A 16,900-nucleotide genomic window follows, 5' to 3' on the forward strand; every position below is an offset into this window, starting at 1 on the left:
TAAGTGAGAGCGTGGCAGTGAGACTGCGGGGGATAAGCTCCGTGGTCGAGAGGGAAACAGCCCAGACCACCGACTAAGGCCCCTAAGGGTGTGCTAAGTGGGAAAGGATGTGGAGTCGCAGTGACAACCAGGAGGTTGGCTTAGAAGCAGCCACCCTTGAAAGAGTGCGTAATAGCTCACTGGTCAAGTGATTCCGCGCCGACAATGTAGCGGGGCTCAAGTACGCCGCCGAAGTCGTGGCACTCACACGTGTAGCCCGGTGCGTTTTGCGCATCCAGGTGTGTGGGTGGGTAGGGGAGCGTCGTGTGGAGGGTGAAGCGGCCGTGTGAACGAGTCGTGGACTCCACGCGAGTGAGAATGCAGGCATGAGTAGCGAATCAGAAGTGAGAAACTTCTGCGCCGGATGACCAAGGGTTCCTGGGCTAGGTTAATCCGCCCAGGGTAAGTCGGGACCTAAGGCGAGGCCGACAGGCGTAGTCGATGGACAACGGGTTGATATTCCCGTACCCGCGGGCACGCGCCCATATCGAATCCAGTGATACTAAGGGTCCTTAACCCCCTGGTTCCTTCGGGAGCCGGGTGAGGGTGAACGCCTGGCCTGATCTGGTAGTAGGTAAGCGATGGGGTGACGCAGGAGGGTAGCCCATCCCAGGCGATGGTTGTTCCTGGGGTAAGCATGTAGGGAGGAGCGTAGGCAAATCCGCGCTCTATTATCCTGAGATGTGATGCCGAGCCGATTGTGGTGAAGTGGGTGATCCCATGCTGCCGAGAAAAGCCTCTAGTGAGTGTGCCGGCGGCCCGTACCCTAAACCGACTCAGGTGGTCAGGTAGAGAATACCGAGGCGATCGGGTGAACTGTGGTTAAGGAACTCGGCAAATTGCCCCCGTAACTTCGGGAGAAGGGGGGCCTTCGCTGGTGATGGACCGTGCGTCCGGAGCTGGTGGGGGTCGCAGTGGCCAGGGGGAAGCGACTGTTTACTAAAAACACAGGTCCGTGCGAAGTCGTAAGACGATGTATACGGACTGACGCCTGCCCGGTGCCGGAACGTTAAGGGGACCGCTTAGCTTGTGGTAACGCAGGCGAAGGTGAGAACTTAAGCGCCGGTAAACGGCGGTGGTAACTATAACCATCCTAAGGTAGCGAAATTCCTTGTCGGGTAAGTTCCGACCTGCACGAATGGCGTAACGACTTCCCCGCTGTCTCAACCGCAGACCCGGCGAAATTGCACTACGAGTAAAGATGCTCGTTACGCGCAGCAGGACGGAAAGACCCCGGGACCTTCACTACAGCTTGACATTGGTGTTTGGGACGGCTTGTGTAGGATAGGTGGGAGACGGTGAAGCTCGGACGCTAGTTCGGGTGGAGTCATTGGTGAAATACCACTCTGGTCGTTTTGGATGTCTAACCCGCGCCCGTGGATCCGGGTGGGGGACAGTGTCTGGTGGGTAGTTTAACTGGGGCGGTTGCCTCCTAAAGGGTAACGGAGGCGCCCAAAGGTTCCCTCAGCCTGGTTGGCAATCAGGTGGCGAGTGTAAGTGCACAAGGGAGCTTGACTGTGAGACCGACGGGTCGAGCAGGAGCGAAAGCTGGGACTAGTGATCCGGCGGTGGCTTGTGGAAGCGCCGTCGCTCAACGGCTAAAAGGTACCCCGGGGATAACAGGCTGATCTTCCCCAAGAGTCCATATCGACGGGATGGTTTGGCACCTCGATGTCGGCTCGTCGCATCCTGGGGCTGGAGTAGGTCCCAAGGGTTGGGCTGTTCGCCCATTAAAGCGGTACGCGAGCTGGGTTTAGAACGTCGCGAGACAGTTCGGTCCCTATCCGCTGCGCGCGCAGGAGACTTGAAGGGGGCTGTCCCTAGTACGAGAGGACCGGGACGGACGAACCTCTGGTGTGCCAGTTGTTCTGCCAAGGGCATGGCTGGTTGGCTACGTTCGGGAGGGATAACCGCTGAAGGCATCTAAGCGGGAAGCCTGCCTTGAGATGAGGTCTCCCACCCCTGTGAGGGGGGTAAGGCTCCCAGGTGACGACTGGGTTGATAGGCCGGGTGTGGAAGCATCGTAAGGTGTGGAGCTGACCGGTACTAATAGGCCGAGGACTTGACCACAAAGCAACAACACCCGCTGCGCGGGTGGTGCTCGCGTCCACTGTGTGATCTCAGAGACATCAAACCTGAGACCCACACCGATACCAATGTCCTATCGCGAGGTGGGTGTGTTGGTGGGTGGTGTGCTCGGTTGGTTGTTTCACGGGGTTACGGCGGTTTTAGCGGAAGGGAAACACCCGGTTACATTCCGAACCCGGAAGTTAAGCTTTCCAGCGCCGATGGTACTGCACCGGGGACGGTGTGGGAGAGTAGGACACCGCCGGACAATTTTTCGAATAGCAGGAAGGGCCACCCCGGAGCCGCAGGGCTCCGGGGTGGCCCTTCCTGCATTTCCAGGACTCTATTCCCCCGCCGGCTTCCGTAGCGGCACGGCCATGCCGAGACGGCGCCCAGTGCCGGGCCCCGCGGAGAAAACGACCGCGGAGCTGCGCCGGGGATGCGGGGCTGCGCCAGGATATGGGCCTCGCCTCCGGCTCGGGCTGTGTTCTCTGGGCGCTACCGCGCACCCTGATCGACCCGTGACGCCTGACAACAACTCCAGGGGACCTTCGCGCATCCCTGCCACGACCTCCGGAACCTCTCGCTCCGCCACGATGAGACCCATCAAGGGCGCCGCGACGGCGGGACGCAGGTCGGTATATCCCGGCGCCTATCACGGCGGCCCACCCCTCCCTGCTGGCGTAGGAAGCCGACCGCCGCGAAGGCGAGAACGCTGAAGCGCGTCACGGAAATGGGCCTCGCCTTCGGCTCGGGCTGTGTTCCCGGCGCTGACGCGTATTTCTCTCGCACCGCGTACGACAGGAGACCGGACGGCTGGCCGCCGTTGTGGGCGCCGGGCTCCGCCGACCTGCGTCCCGCCGACGCGGCGCCAAGAAGAGCGCGCACCAGGAACGGGAGAGACCAACGGGAGAGCCATGCGAGGGCTGGGGAAGCGTGCCAGGGGTGGGTGATCAGGGCGCGGGGTGGAATGAGCGTGGACCATGAAGCGGTAGTGGACGCGAAGCTTCAGGAGAGATGCGTCGAGCTGCGCCGGGGAAGGCAGGAGGCGGACCTTCAAGAGGCGCGGGGGCTGTGCCCGGGAGCGCGGCTGTCCGGGAGCGCGGCTGTGCCCGGGAGCGCGGCTGTGCCGGGGTATGGGCCTCGCCTTCGGCTCGGGCTGTGTTTCCCCATGCGCTGACGCGCATTCCATGCCCGGCGCGTACTGCGGAAGACCGGTCGGCTGGCCGCCGTTGTGGGGCGCCGGGCTCTGCCTATCTGCATCCCTGCGACGCGGTGCCAAGAAGCGCGCGCACCAGGAATAGGGAAGGGCGCGTCAGAGCCGGGGCAGCGTGAGCGCGGACCATGAACGGGAAGAGCGCGTCAGAGCCGGGGCAGGGTGAGCGCGGGGGCCGTGAAGGGAAAGGCGCGTCAGTGCTGGGGCAGGGTGAGCGCGGACCATGAACGGGAAGGCGCGTCAGTGCTGGGGCAGGGGGAGGGCGGACTGTGAGGCGGTGGGGGGTACGGGGCTTCTGGGGAGATGTGCCCCGGGGTGCGGTGGTGATCCTTGGGGAGGGGCATGTGCGGGTCTGCGTTATACGAGTTACAACGAAGATCGTGCTGGTAGTGGCGCTTGTGTGGGCTTGTGGTTGGGGACGCTGGCGGGCGGGGATGGCCCGCTGGCGTCGTCCGGGGGGTGGGTACTGAAGGGGTGCAAGGGGCGAGTGGTCGGGGGGTTGAGGGGTGGGCGCCTGTTTGGGCGGTGGGGGGGTTAGGGGACGATTAGGAGGGAGTCGCCTACGGGGCGTTCTACGCCGTCGCTGGGGTGGTTTACCAGTTTGTTGTTGACGATCATGGCGGTGGAGCCGCCGCCGTCCAGGTTGATGGCCTGGCGGGCGCCTAGCCAGAGCATCAGGCGGGCGGCTTCGATCATGGAGGCGCCGACGGTGACGCCGGGCTTGCGGCCGTCGACGACGGCGAGGATCAGGGTGCCGGACTTGGTGACGCCGGCGAGCGTGCGCGGGTGGCGGCGGAGGATCATGTTGACGTTGGCGTGGCCGTCGGCCTGGGCGGTGACGTGTTCGCGGCCGTTGCGGACCAGGCCGACGCCTCCGCCGATGATGCTGGTCTGCGGGGTGAGGGGGACGGACTTGCCGGAGCGCAGGTCCTTGACCTTGGTGGTGACGGTCAGTTTCCACTGCTCGGGGGTGTGGGAGGAGATCCAGTCGGCCATGGTGCCGGTGCCGTGCAGCACGCGGGTTCCGGCCTTGACGGCTCCGCCGGCGGGGCGCACCTCCAGGACCTGGCCGGTCGCGTCGAGGACGGCGTCGGTGCCGTCGTCGGCGGGGGTCTTGGCGCCGAACTGCTCGGTGTACAGGATGAGCTCGTCGGCGCCGGCCGCGCGGTTGACGCCGTTCACGACGGTGCGCTCGCCGTCGGCGGAGACGGCGGTGACGGTGGTGCTGAGCTCGGTGATCCGGGCCGTGCGGTTCTTGAGGATGAGGGCGCTGCGGCCGGGGACGGCCTCGCTGAGCAGAGTGCCGTCGACCACGGAGATTCCGACGGGCTCGCCGCGCAGCTCCTTGGCGGTGTGGATGTTGAAGAACCCGCCGTTCACGGCGGCGAGCGCCTTGGCGTGCTTGGCCATCGCGGACGTCTTCTCGCGCTTGGCGACGCTGACGCCCAGGCTGGAGTGGTAGCTGCCGCGGAAGACGCCGGGGTTGACGGTGAGGACGCGGAGCTGCCACGGCCCGGTGGTCTGCATCCCGTCATCGCCCAGGAAATCGGCCTTTGCCGGGATGTCTACCTCTTTGAGCTGCTTTACAACTTTGTCCGCCTCTTTGCGGTCTTTCAGGGACCACGAACCCAGACGCACCATGTAGCCGGCGCCCTCCGGGTAGTCGGCGACCGCCGGCCGGATGACCTCCTGGATCGTCGCCGGGAAGCCCGCGGCCTCACACGCGGCCGCCGCCGCTTCGGCGTCGGCGCGCTTGCCGACGTCCTTGCCGTTCATCAAGACCGACACCGTGTAGCCGTCCGTGGCGCTGCCATGGGTGAGCGTGAACAGGTCGACTCCGGGGGCGACGGCCTTGCTCGTCTGCTTGGCGGCCGCGCGGGGACCCAGCGGGAACGCCGTCGTCGGCAGCCCGGCCTGGGAGGAGGGAGCCGCCGCGGCGGCCGACGACTCCGCGGACGCGGCCACGGGCGCGCCTGTCGCTAGAAGGGACAGGGCGGCGAGGCCGGTGGTGAGGCGGCGCGGCGTCGGCATTCGAAGGCTCCCGGGGGTGATCACATCTTTGCCGCACCATGGTCTTGGCTACGGCGGCCCGGGCGCCGGGGAACACGCCAACGTCTATGAGAATGTAACCCGGCGTCATCCGTAATCAGGGAAATATCGCCTCAGTGTCCTATCTCGCCGCTATATGCGTACCGTTATGTCACGCCCGGTAAGCGCGTCGTACGGCCGAAAAGGGGAAAGCGAACGGGGCCGAACCGGTTTTGGCCCGATGACGTGCGGCGGCGCGTTCCGCAACATCCCGGAATGGCGGACCCGGCGCGTTGTCCGAATACCGCTACACGTCCGCCCGGCCGGCTCCCCGGCGGCGGTCAGGCCAGGAGGGCGGCGAGGCGCCGGGGGTCCAGGCCGTGCGCGGTGACGCCGTCGGCGCCGGTCATGGTGTCGGCGGCGACCAGGACGTTGACGATGGCCTCCTCGACGGCCTCGATGGTCGCCCAGAACAGCGGGTCGATGTACTCGTCGGCGAGGACCGTGACCGGGAACGTGCGCGGCGGGTGGCTGTCGATGGCGTTGGAGGGCAGGTTGCGGTTGTGCGTGGCGAAGCACAGGAAGCCGTCGCCGCTGCCGTTCTCCCCGGCCCCGCCGGTGCGGGCGACGCCGAGCGCGGCCCGCCGGGCGAGCCTGCGGCACTGGTGGGGGAGCAGCGGGGCGTCGGTGGCGACGATGCCGATGATGGAACCCGCCCCCTCGTGCGTGAGGGGGCGGGGCCGGGGAACGTCGGCCATGGCGCGTCCGACGGGCACGCCGTTGACGGTGAGGCGGTCGCGCATGCCGTGGTTGGCCTGGACCAGCACGCCGACGGTGTAGCCGCCGTCCGCCTCGGGCAGGACGCGCGAGGCGGTGCCGATGCCGCCCTTGAAGCCGTGGCAGATCATGCCGGTGCCGCCGCCGACCGCGCCCTCGGCGACCGGGCCGCCGCTCGCCGCGGCGTAGGCGGCCCTGACGTGCTCAGGCCTGACGTGCTGCCCGTCGATGTCGTTGAGCCTGCCGTCCCAGGTCTCGCCCACGACGGGCAGGGACCACGCCTGGCGTCCCCTGCCGAGGGAGGAGACCTCGAGTTCGACGATGGTGTCGCGGACGACGCCCACGGACGCGGTGTTGGTGAGCCCGATCGGCGAGCCGAGCAGGCCGAACTCGTCGAGGTAGGCCATGCCGGTGATCTCGCCGTTGCCGTTCAGCCAGTGGTAGCCCGCGTACACGGGCTCGTCGAAGGCCGACCCCCCGTGCGGAAGGATCATCGTGACGCCGGTGCGCACCGGGCCCTGGCCGCGCACGCGCGGCCCGTCGCCGTGGATGAGGGTGGTGTGGCCGACCCTGACGTCCGCGACGTCGGTGATCGCGTTGTACGGGCCGGGAGTGCCGGCGCCGATGACGATTCCGTGGTCACGTGCCCGCGTGGCGGTGGCGCTCACCGGGTCTCCCTTCTGAATGATTCCAGCGCCAGCAGGGCGACATGGAGCGACAAGCAGGAGTCGACGTCGTCGAGGTCGGTGTCGAGGATGCGTTCGAGGCGGCGGAGCCGGTCGTAGAAGGCCGGGCGCGACAGGTGGGCGCGCTGGGCGGCGACGGCCTTGTTGCGTCCGGCGTCGAGGTAGGTGCGCAGGATGCCGGTGAGGTCGCCGCCGCGGTGGGCGTCGTGGGCGAGCAGGGGGCCGAGCTCGCGCTCGGCGAAGGTCTGCAGCCGGGCGTCGTCGCGCAGGAGGTGGAGCAGGCCGCGCAGCCGCAGGTCGGGCAGGCGGTAGAAGGGGCGGCGGTCGGGCTGGCGCGCGGCGGCCTCGGCGACCTGCTCGGCCTCCAGGAAGCTGCGGCGGACGTCCCTGATCGACTCGACGACCGAGCCGGCGGCGAGGACGAAGGGCGTGGCGAACGCCGTGCGTAACCGCTCGGCCAGCGAGGTGAGCGCGGCCTCGGCGGGGGTGCGGGGCGGCAGGGGGAGCAGGACGCCGACGCGGTTCTGGTCCAGGGCGCCGACCAGGGCGGGCAGGCGGGCGTCTCTGCAGGCGGCGGCCGCCGCCTCGGCCAGCTCGCCGAGCTGGGCCTGGAGGTTGAGCGCGGTGTCGGCGGCGTCGGTGAGCCGCAGCACGACGCTGATGAGCTTCCTGCCGGTGAGCGGGACGCCCACCGCGCGGGCGCGGGCGGCGGCCTCGTCGGGGTCGGCGTAGGCGTGCGTGAGGATGCCGGTGATGATCGTGCCGTGCGCCTGGCGCTCCAGGCTTTCCTGGTGGCGTTCCAGCAGGCGGCCGAGGGCGAGGGTGGTGGCGGCGCGCTCGGCGAGGACGACGTCGCGGGGGCCGGGCGGCTCCTCGCAGATGATGATGAGCCGCCCCCAGTCGTGGCCGCGCGCCCCGACCATGGTGACCAGCCAGCCGGAGGAGGGGTCGTAGGCGGTGCGCTCGTGGGGGCTGACGGCGCGGGAGCGGGCCTCCCAGTTGGCGAGCAGGACGCCGGTGTCGCGGCCGGCGGTCTCGCAGGCGAGCACCTGGTGGGCGAGGTTCTCCAGCAAGGCGGGCCGCGCGGACAGGCGCGAGACCTGGGCGAGGACCTCGGCCGGCGAGGCGCCCTCGACCGACAGCTCGGTGAACACCTCGTGCAGTTGCTCGGAGGCGCGCAGCTCCTCGAGCTGGATGTCGATGATGCGGGCGTGCACCGACTCGGTGATCTGGACGAACGGGGTCTCGCGGGTGAGCGTGACGAGCGGGAGGCCGTGCAGCTCGGCCGACTCGACGACCGCGCGGGGCAGCTCGCGGATGAACCTGCGGCCGAGTTCGACGATGAGGCCGGAGGCGCCGACGGCGGCGAGGTCGGCGATGTAGTCGGCCAGCTTGTCGGGCTCCTCGGGCAGCGCGACCCCTGTGGTGAGGATCAGCTCCCCGCCGCGCAGGAGGTGGGCGATGTCGCTGACCTCGCCGACGTGCACCCAGCGGACGCGGGTGTCCAACCGGTCGGCGCCGGCGACGACGCGCGGGCTGCCTCGGCGGACGGCGTCCAGCGCGAGAACGTCGGCCAGGGTCGGTAGCATATGTCCGAGCGTAGCCGATCAGGATGTAAGACTGACGGTGCACTACCTGACACAATGCCCTCCACCTGGTATGTCAGAGGGCGTTCCGCCGGTGACGGTGCGTGGGGAGGGCCCCGCGGAGGCTCGTGACGGTCACGCGGAGTGATCGGCCGGGGTCGCCGTTCCGTTCCCGGCGGCCTTCTCGCCGATCTCCCGGCCGTCCTCGTCGCGGCGCAGCCGGACCTCCAGGCCGTCGAGCATGGACGTCAGCCCGAAATCGAAGTTGAACGCCCTGGTGGCCGCCACCTCGCTGGCGGCGTAGCCGGCGTAACGGCACCGCAGCTCGGGAAAGTCGGCCGCCGCCACCTGGACCTGCTCCTGCATGGCGTCGTACCACTCCCGTTCGGCGGCCTCGGTGCCGCCCACCTTGGTGAGCAGGCCGACCTCGGGCGTGGTGGCGCCCAGCGTGTAGGCGACCACGGCGCTGACGGCGTAGTCCAGGGTTCTGCCGGTGAAGCCGCCCTTGCCGAAGGCGCTCATCAGGTTGTCCATGGCCTTCAGGGCGTTCGGCCCGATGCTCGGCATCGCGGGGACGAGCTGGGCCGCCCAGGGGTGCTGGAACAGCGCCTGGCGCAGGCCGTAGGCGAACCTCGTGGCCGCCTCGCGCCAGGTCGGGCACGCGACCGCCTGGGGAAAGCCGTCTTCGGCGTAGACCTCGTCGAGGACCAGCTCCAGCAGGTCGTCCTTGGTGGCGACGTGCCAGTAGATGCTGGTCGCGCCCGCGCCGAGCCGGGCGCCGAGCCTGCGCATGCTGAGCGCGTCCAGGCCCTCGGCGTCGAGCAGTTCGACCGCCGCGCGGACGATCTGGGCGCGGCTGAGCGCGGGCTGCTCGCGGCCTCGCCTGGGCGCGGTGTCGCGTGCCCAGACCGACCTGTAGGGCTTGGCCGCCACGTGACCTCCTTCGTTCCCTCCAGGATAAAACGGCTCGCACACCGTTCGAGTCTTATCGTACGCTGTGCGAGTGACATCGAACACTGTACGAGACCTCGGGTCCGGGGACGTGCCCGAGAAGAACCCGCGCCGCTGGTGGATCCTCGGCGTGCTGTGCGTCAGCCTGCTGGTGCTCGTCGTCGACAACACCGTGCTCAACCTGGCGATCCCGTCCCTCATCCGCGACCTCGGCGCGACCCCCGCGGACGTTCAGTGGATCATCGACGCCTACATCCTGGTGTTCGCCGGCCTGTTGCTGACCGCGGGGAGCCTGTCGGACCGGTTCGGACGGCGGCGCTTCCTCATCATCGGGCTCGCCGTCTTCGGCGGCGCCTCGCTGGTGGCGACGCTGGCGCAGGAGCCGTGGCAGCTCATCGGCGCGCGGGCCCTGATGGGCGTCGGCGGCTGTCTCCTCATGCCGAGCACCCTGTCGATCATGATCACGGTCTTCGACGACAGCGAGCGGCGCAAGGCGTTCGCCGCGTGGAGCGCCGTCGCCATGGTCGGCGTGATCGCCGGGCCCACCCTCGGCGGCTTCCTGCTCGAACACTACTGGTGGGGCTCGGTGTTCCTGCTCAACGTGCCGATCGCGATCGTCGCCATCGTCGCCGCGCTGCTGCTGATGCCCGAGTCCCGCGCCCCCGCGCGCCCCACGGACCCGGTCGGCGCGCTGCTGTCGATCGTCGGGATGACCGGTGTGATCTACGCGGTGATCGCCGCGCCCCGGTCGGGATGGACCTCGGCCGGCACCCTCGCCGGGTTCGCGGTCGGCGTGGTCGCCCTGGCGGTCTTCGTGCTCTGGGAACGGCGCTCGGCGCATCCCATGATCCCGCTCGACCTGTTCCGCAACCCCGCCTTCCGCGGCTCCTCGTTCTCCGTCGTGCTGCTGTCCTTCGGCACCGGGGCGCTGCTGCTGATGCTCACCCAGTACCTGCAGTTCGTCCTCGGCTACGGGCCCATGCGGGCCGGTCTGGCGCTGCTGCCCTACGCGGTCGCGGCGGCGGTGTTCAACGCGGTCGGCGCGGGGCTCGGGCAGCGGGTCAGCAACCGCGCGCTGATCGCGGCCGGCATGGTGGTCATGGCGGGCGGGTTCGTGGTCCTCGGCCTCATGGGGCCGTCCGACGGGTACGGCAAGCTGATCACGGGGCTGCTCATCATGGGGGTCGGCGGCGGCCTCGCCGGGCCGGCCGCGTACGCGACCCTGCTCGGCGCGGTGCCGCCCGAGCACGCGGGGGTCGGCTCCGCGCTCAACGACACCGTCCAGCAGGTCGGCATGGCGCTCAGCGTGGCCGTCCTCGGCAGTGTGCTCGCCGGCGTCTACACCGCCCGGATGCCCGAGGACGCCCCGGCCGCGGCCAGGCACTCGATCGACGGCGCGCTGGCGACGGGCGTCCCCGACCTCGTGCGCATGGGCAAGGAGGCCTTCGTGGCCGCGATGTCCTTCGGCGCGTGGGTGGGCGCCGCGCTCGGCGTCGCCGCGGGCGTGCTCGCCTACGTGATGCTCCGCCCCCGCACGGCGGGTGACGCCGCCGCGCGCGAGCCCGAGCCCGTCGCCTGACGGGCCGCCGTCCGGAGCCCTCGCGGCTCGCCGCGCCGCGGGACGGGCGCGGCGGGGGCGCGGGCCGCGAGGATGTCCGGAACGGCTTGACGGATATGTCAGGACATCTTGCCGTCATGGAAAGAGGACATCAGAAGTTGGGGGTTGCCACCATGTAAGGTGTTTTCGCGGTACGCCGACACCTTGGGGGTAGGGCTGATGACCGTGAATCGACATAATCAGGTTATGTCCGACCTTTTCGCCCGGCACCGGGCGGTCATGCCCAACTGGTTGTCCATCTACTATGACGAGCCCATCGAGATCGTGCGGGGGAAGGGCAACCGCGTCGTCGACGCAGAGGGCCATACCTACCTGGACTTCTTCGCGGGCATCCTCACCAACATGATCGGGTACGACGTGCCCGAGGTGCGCGAGGCCGTGGAGCGCCAGCTCGCCACCGGCGTGGTCCACACCAGCACCGTCTACCTGCTGCGCGGCCAGATCGAGCTGGCCGAGAAGATCGCCAGGCTGTCGGGCATCGAGAACGCCAAGGTCTTCTTCACCAACTCCGGCACCGAGGCCAACGAGACGGCCCTGCTGCTCGCCACCTACGCCCGCGGGTCCGACCAGGTGCTCGCCATGCGGCAGAGCTACCACGGCCGCAGCTTCGGCGCGCTGTCGGTCACCAGCAACCGGAGCTGGAAGAACAATTCGCTCTCGCCGCTGAACGTCCACTTCCTGCACGGCGCCGACCGCCACCTGCCGCAGTTCCGCGGCCTGTCCGACGCCGAGTACATCGACGTCTGCGTCGCCGACCTGCGCCACGTGCTCGCCACCGCCGTGTCCAACGACGTGGCCGCGCTGATCGCCGAGCCGATCCAGGGCGTGGGCGGCTTCACGATGGCCCCCGACGGCCTGTTCAAGGCGTACAAGGAGGTCCTGGACGAGGAGGGCGTCCTCTTCATCTCCGACGAGGTGCAGACCGGATGGGGCCGCACCGGCTCGGCCTTCTTCGGCATCCAGAACCACGGCATGACGCCCGACATGATGACCTTCGCCAAGGGCCTCGGCAACGGCTTCGCGGTCGGCGGCGTGGTGGCCCGCGGCGACCTCATGGACGGCCCGCACGCCGTCGGCCTGGCGACCTTCGGCGGCAACCCGATCTCGATGGCCGCCGCCAACGCCACCCTCGACTACGTCCTCGACCACGACCTGCAGTCCCGCGCCGCCGTCACCGGCGAGATCCTCCTCGGCGGGCTGCGCGAGGCCAAGGACCGGCTGCCGATCCTCGGCGACGTCCGGGGCAAGGGGCTGATGTTCGCCCTCGAACTCGTGGACCCCGCCACCGGCGCCCCCGCGCCCGCGCTGGCCGGCCGGTTCATGGAGGAGACCAAGAAGCTCGGCCTGCTCGCCGGCAAGGGCGGCCTGTACGGCAACGTGCTGCGCATGGCGCCCCCGCTGACGCTCACCGACGACGAGGCGCGCGAGGGCCTCGGCATCATCGTCACCGCGCTGGAGACGATCGACGAGGAGGTCGGCAGGTGACCGGGCTCAAGCGGGCCGGCCACTGGATCGGCGGCGGCGAGGCGCCGGGCGGCTCCGGCAGGCGGTCGGAGATCTTCGACCCGGCGACGGGCGAGGTCGCCGGGCACGTCGACCTGGCCTCGGCCGAGGAGGTGGACGCGGCCGTCGCCGCGGCGGCGGCGGCGTTCCCCGCCTGGCGGGACGCCTCGCTGACCAAGCGCACGCAGGTGCTGTTCCGGTTCCGCGAGCTGATGCACGCCCACCGGGGCGAGGTGGCCGAGCTGATCAGCTCCGAGCACGGCAAGGTGCGCTCGGACGCGCTCGGCGAGGTCGCGCGCGGCCTCGAGGTCGTGGAGTTCGCCTGCGGCATCCCGCACCTGCTCAAGGGCGGCTTCTCGGAGAACGTCTCGACCGGCGTCGACTCCTTCTCGATCCGCCAGCCGCTGGGGGTCGTGGCCGGGATCACACCGTTCAACTTCCCGGCCATGGTCCCGATGTGGATGTACCCGGTCGCGATCGCCTGCGGCAACGCGTTCGTCCTCAAGCCCTCCGAGCGCGACCCGTCGGCGTCGCTGCTGATGGCCCGGCTGTGGAAGGAGGCGGGGCTGCCCGACGGCGTGTTCAACGTCGTGCAGGGCGACAAGGTGGCCGTGGACCGGCTGCTGGAGCACCCGGACGTGCGGGCGGTGTCGTTCGTCGGCTCCACCCCGATCGCCCGGTACGTCTACGAGACCGGCACCCGGCACGGCAAGCGGGTGCAGGCGCTCGGCGGCGCCAAGAACCACATGCTCGTGCTGCCCGACGCCGACCTGGACCTGGTGGCCGACGCCGCCGTCAACGCCGGCTTCGGGTCGGCGGGCGAGCGGTGCATGGCGATCTCCGTCGTGCTCGCGGTGGACCCGGTCGGCGACGAGCTGGTCGGCAAGATCGTCGAACGGGTCGGCGCGCTGACCGTCGGTCCGGGGGACGACCCCGAGTCGCAGATGGGGCCGCTGGTCACCGGCGTCCACCGCGACAAGGTGGCGTCCTACCTGGACACGGCCGTCACCGAGGGCGCCAAGCTCGTGGTGGACGGGCGCGACACCCCGGTCAAGGGCGGGGCGACGGCGGCCGAGACCCCCGGCTTCTGGCTCGGCCCCACGGTGATCGACCACGTGCGCCCGGGGTCGGCCGTCCACCGGGACGAGATCTTCGGCCCGGTGCTGTCGATCGTGCGCGTCTCCTCCTACGACGAGGGGCTGGAGATCATCAACGAGGTCGAGTACGGCAACGGCACCGCGGTGTTCACCAACGACGGCGGGGCGGCCCGGCGGTTCCAGAACGAGGTCGAGGTCGGCATGGTGGGCGTCAACGTGCCGATCCCCGTGCCGATGGCGTTCTACAGCTTCGGCGGGTGGAAGTCCTCGCTGTTCGGCGACACCCACGTCCACGGCACCGAGGGCGTCCACTTCTACACGCGCGGCAAGGTCGTCACCTCGCGCTGGCCGGATCCGAGCCACGGCGGCGTGAACCTCGGGTTCCCCACCAACAAGTAGCCCCCGCGCGGTCCTCCGTCCTCCGCGGAGGGCCGCGCCACGGGACCCGCCCGGCGGCGGGCGGCTAGGCTGCTCGCAAGGTGACGACGAGGGGGCCCGGGTGTCGAAGGTGAGACGACGTCGCAGCGCCGGCGCGGCGTCGCTGGCGGCGGCCGCGGCGCTGCTCGCCGCGTGCGGCGCCGGGACCGGGGCCCACGAGCAGCGCGCCCAGGTGGTCGCCGCGCGCGCCACGCCACGCCCGCCCTCCGCCACCCCGCCGGTCACCCCGTCGGCCTCCGTGTCGGGTACGGCCTCGCCGTCGCCGTCCCGCACGGCGCCCGGGCGCGGCGAGGGCACGGTGACCGTGGTCGCCTATCGGGGGTACGCCGAGTACGGCGGCAGCGACTCGGCGGTCAACTGGGTGGGGGAGTTCGAGAGGAACACCGGCTGCCGGGTGAACCTGCGTTACGCGCAGAACGCCGACGAGCTGGACAAGCTGGTCTCCGGGGGCGACTACGACGCGGTCGCGGCGCCGCCGCAGGTGGCGGGCCGGCTGATCGCGGAGAAGAAGGCCGCCGCCCTCACCACCTCCCTCATCCCGCGCTACCAGCAGATCCCCGAGTGGCTGCGCACCCAGCCCGCGATCACCGCCGAAGGCCGGGTGTACGGCGTGCCGTACCTGTGGGGGTACTACCGGACCTTCTACGACGACAGCCGGTCGCCGCGCCCGAAGGCGGACGCGCTCTACTCCGGCGCCGTCCCGGCCGTGCTCAGGGACGGCCCGCTGAGCATCGCCGACGCCGCGCTGCGGCTGAAGGAGAGCAAGCCCTCGCTGGGCGTGAAGAACCCCTTCAAGCTCACCCGGCAGCAGTTCGACGCCGCGCTCGCGCTGCTCGGCGCGCATGCCGCCGGCGGGCGGTCGTACTGGACGAACCCGGTCGAGGCGGTGCAGGCCCTCTCCGGCGGCGAGGCGCGCGTCGTGCGCGCCCTGCCCTACACCGGGTACGTGGCGCGCGCGGCCGGGCGTCCGGTCAAGGCGCTGGACGAGCGGGGGCCGACCACCGGCTGGGTGGACTCCTGGATGATCTCCGCGCAGGCGGCGGCGCCCAACTGCGCCTACCGCTGGATCGACTGGGCCGTCTCCGCCAAGCCCGAGCAGCAGGCGGCCGTCTGGAACGGGCTCGCGCCCGCCAACCCGCGCGGCTGCACCTGGGATCCCGGCGACGACGCCGCCAAGGCGGCGCGGGCCGCCCTGGCCGCACGGGTCTGCGACGCCTACCAGGTGGACGGCGAGCGTCCCCGTGACGTCGCCTTTGCCGTCCGCCCATCGAAGGATTGCGGCGGCCGGGACGGGGAATGCACCGACTATGCCGAGTGGGCCGCCGCGTGGCAGCGGCTCGTCCGGCCCACGGGGTGATCGTGACCATCGCGTGAGAGGGCCGCGGGCTCGCCTGTTCCCCCGCCGGGCGAGGTCCGCCCAGGGCGCTCCGGAACATTCCCCCGACTCCGGAGCGCCTTCTCGCGGCGCGGGCCGCCGCCCGGCGCCGGCGTGGCCCAAGAGGTCCTAGACCGTCCTTTCCGGCGGTGTGAAGCGGGCGAGGCGCTGGAATCCGCAGGCTTTCCGGCACTTCCCCACGCCCTCATATTGAATGGTCGACCAGTCAGTTGGTACCGTCTTCGGCATGCGCATTCTGCTGGTAGGCGCGGGGGGAGTCGGGTCCGCCGTGGTCCCGATCGCCGCGCGCCGGGACTTCTTCGACCACATCGTCGTCGCCGACTACGACCGCGCACGCGCCGAGGCCGTCGCCGGGAGATCGGCTTCAGGACAAGGCGCGGCACAGATCCATGAACAGACCTCCGGGCCGGGGGATCCGCGCTTCAGCGCCATCGGCCTGGACGCCTCCGACCAGGCCGCGGTGGAGGCCGCGCTGCGCGAGCACCGCTGCGACGTGCTCGTCAACGCCGTGGACCCGCGGTTCGACATGCCGTTGTTCCGGGCCGCGCTGAACGCGGGGGCCCACTACCTGGACATGGCGATGTCCCTGTCCCGGCCGCACCCGAGCCGGCCGTACGAGCTGCCCGGCGTCAAGCTCGGCGACGAGCAGTTCGCGATGTCGGCGGAATGGGAGGCCAAGGGACTGCTCGCCCTGGTCGGCATGGGCGTCGAGCCCGGCCTGGCCGACGTCTTCGCCCGCTACGCCGCCGACCACCTGTTCGAGAGCATCGACGAGATCGGCATCCGCGACGGCGCGAACCTCGTCGTCAGGGGCGAGGACGGGCAGGAGGCCTTCGCGCCCACCTTCTCCATCTGGACCACGATCGAGGAGTGCCTCAACCCGCCGGTGATCTGGGAGGACGGCGGCTGGCACACCACCGAGCCGTTCAGCGAGCCCGAGGTCTTCGACTTCCCCGAGGGCATCGGCCCCGTCGAGTGCGTGAACGTGGAGCACGAGGAGGTGCTGCTGATCCCGCGCTGGGTGAAGGCCCGCAAGGTGACGTTCAAGTACGGCCTCGGGGACGAGTTCATCGACGTGCTACGGACGCTGCACAAGCTCGGGCTGGACTCCACCGAGCCGGTGCGGGTGCGCGGCCACGAGGTGTCGCCCCGGGACGTGGTCGCCGCGTCGCTGCCCGACCCGGCGACGCTCGGCGAGCGGATGCGCGGCAAGACCTGCGCCGGGACCTGGATCAAGGGCGTCGGCAAGGACGGCGCGCCGCGCGAGGTCTACCTGTACCACGTCGTGGACAACGCGTGGTCGATGCGCGAGTACGGCGCGCAGGCCGTGGTGTGGCAGACGGCGGTGCATCCCGTCGTCGCGCTGGAGCTGCTGGCGCGCGGGGCGTGGAAGGGCCAAGGGGTGCTCGGGCCGGAGGCGTTCGAGCCGGAGCCGTTCCTCGCCCTGCTGAACGAGTACGGCTCGCCGTGGGGGATGCGCGAGAGCTGACGTCCCCGC

The 16,900-nt window shown here is 70.1% G+C and carries 9 protein-coding genes and 2 rRNA genes (1 of these 11 only partly in view); 7 read left to right on the top strand and 4 right to left on the bottom strand.

Annotation, left to right across the window (positions count from 1 at the left end; translation table 11 throughout):
* Together BJ981_RS21390 and rrf are read left to right on the top strand one after the other, a co-directional pair.
* Positions 1-2,109 (top strand): 23S ribosomal RNA (locus tag BJ981_RS21390) (it extends 1,028 nt beyond the left edge of the window).
* A 148-nt stretch (positions 2,110-2,257) separates the two neighbouring features.
* A 5S ribosomal RNA gene (gene rrf / locus BJ981_RS21395) occupies positions 2,258-2,374 on the top strand.
* A gap of 1,482 nt (positions 2,375-3,856) precedes the next feature.
* On the opposite strand, the gene BJ981_RS21400 is transcribed toward rrf, so the two are convergent.
* The 4 genes from BJ981_RS21400 to BJ981_RS21415 all read right to left on the bottom strand — a co-directional run bounded on the left by BJ981_RS21400 (position 3,857) and on the right by BJ981_RS21415 (position 9,332).
* Positions 3,857-5,353, bottom strand: a complete 1,497-nt coding sequence (locus BJ981_RS21400) for a phosphodiester glycosidase family protein (protein WP_184613064.1) — start codon at positions 5,351-5,353, stop codon at positions 3,857-3,859.
* Positions 5,354-5,691: 338 nt separating this feature from the next.
* Positions 5,692-6,795, bottom strand: coding sequence for a DmpA family aminopeptidase (locus tag BJ981_RS21405; protein ID WP_184613066.1), 1,104 nt, complete (start codon positions 6,793-6,795; stop codon positions 5,692-5,694).
* Complete coding sequence (locus BJ981_RS21410; RefSeq protein ID WP_184613068.1) at positions 6,792-8,402, bottom strand: PucR family transcriptional regulator; 1,611 nt, start codon at positions 8,400-8,402, stop codon at positions 6,792-6,794. Before BJ981_RS21410 ends, BJ981_RS21405 begins: the two co-directional genes overlap by 4 nt.
* A 132-nt stretch (positions 8,403-8,534) precedes the next feature.
* Positions 8,535-9,332: a TetR/AcrR family transcriptional regulator gene (locus tag BJ981_RS21415; protein WP_184613070.1), complete on the bottom strand. Its 798-nt coding sequence runs from the start codon at positions 9,330-9,332 to the stop codon at positions 8,535-8,537.
* A 70-nt stretch (positions 9,333-9,402) separates the two neighbouring features.
* On the opposite strand from BJ981_RS21415, the gene BJ981_RS21420 reads away from it, so the two are divergent.
* From BJ981_RS21420 to BJ981_RS21440, 5 genes are all read left to right on the top strand, one after another.
* A complete protein-coding gene (locus BJ981_RS21420; protein ID WP_239139036.1) occupies positions 9,403-10,929 on the top strand; it encodes an MFS transporter in 1,527 nt (508 codons plus the stop codon).
* Positions 10,930-11,154: 225 nt separating this feature from the next.
* On the top strand, positions 11,155-12,453 hold the full coding sequence (locus tag BJ981_RS21425) for an aspartate aminotransferase family protein (RefSeq protein ID WP_184613072.1): 1,299 nt from the start codon (positions 11,155-11,157) through the stop codon (positions 12,451-12,453).
* Positions 12,450-13,967: a CoA-acylating methylmalonate-semialdehyde dehydrogenase gene (locus BJ981_RS21430; RefSeq protein WP_184613074.1), complete on the top strand. Its 1,518-nt coding sequence runs from the start codon at positions 12,450-12,452 to the stop codon at positions 13,965-13,967. The genes BJ981_RS21425 and BJ981_RS21430 overlap by 4 nt, the downstream gene beginning before the upstream one ends.
* Positions 13,968-14,076: 109 nt before the next feature.
* Positions 14,077-15,363: an extracellular solute-binding protein gene (locus BJ981_RS21435; RefSeq protein WP_184613076.1), complete on the top strand. Its 1,287-nt coding sequence runs from the start codon at positions 14,077-14,079 to the stop codon at positions 15,361-15,363.
* 265 nt (positions 15,364-15,628) lie between these two features.
* Positions 15,629-16,891: a saccharopine dehydrogenase family protein gene (locus BJ981_RS21440; protein ID WP_184613078.1), complete on the top strand. Its 1,263-nt coding sequence runs from the start codon at positions 15,629-15,631 to the stop codon at positions 16,889-16,891.
* Positions 16,892-16,900 lie beyond the last annotated feature (9 nt).

The sequence above is a fragment of the Sphaerisporangium krabiense genome, from assembly GCF_014200435.1.
Classification (GTDB): domain Bacteria; phylum Actinomycetota; class Actinomycetes; order Streptosporangiales; family Streptosporangiaceae; genus Sphaerisporangium; species Sphaerisporangium krabiense.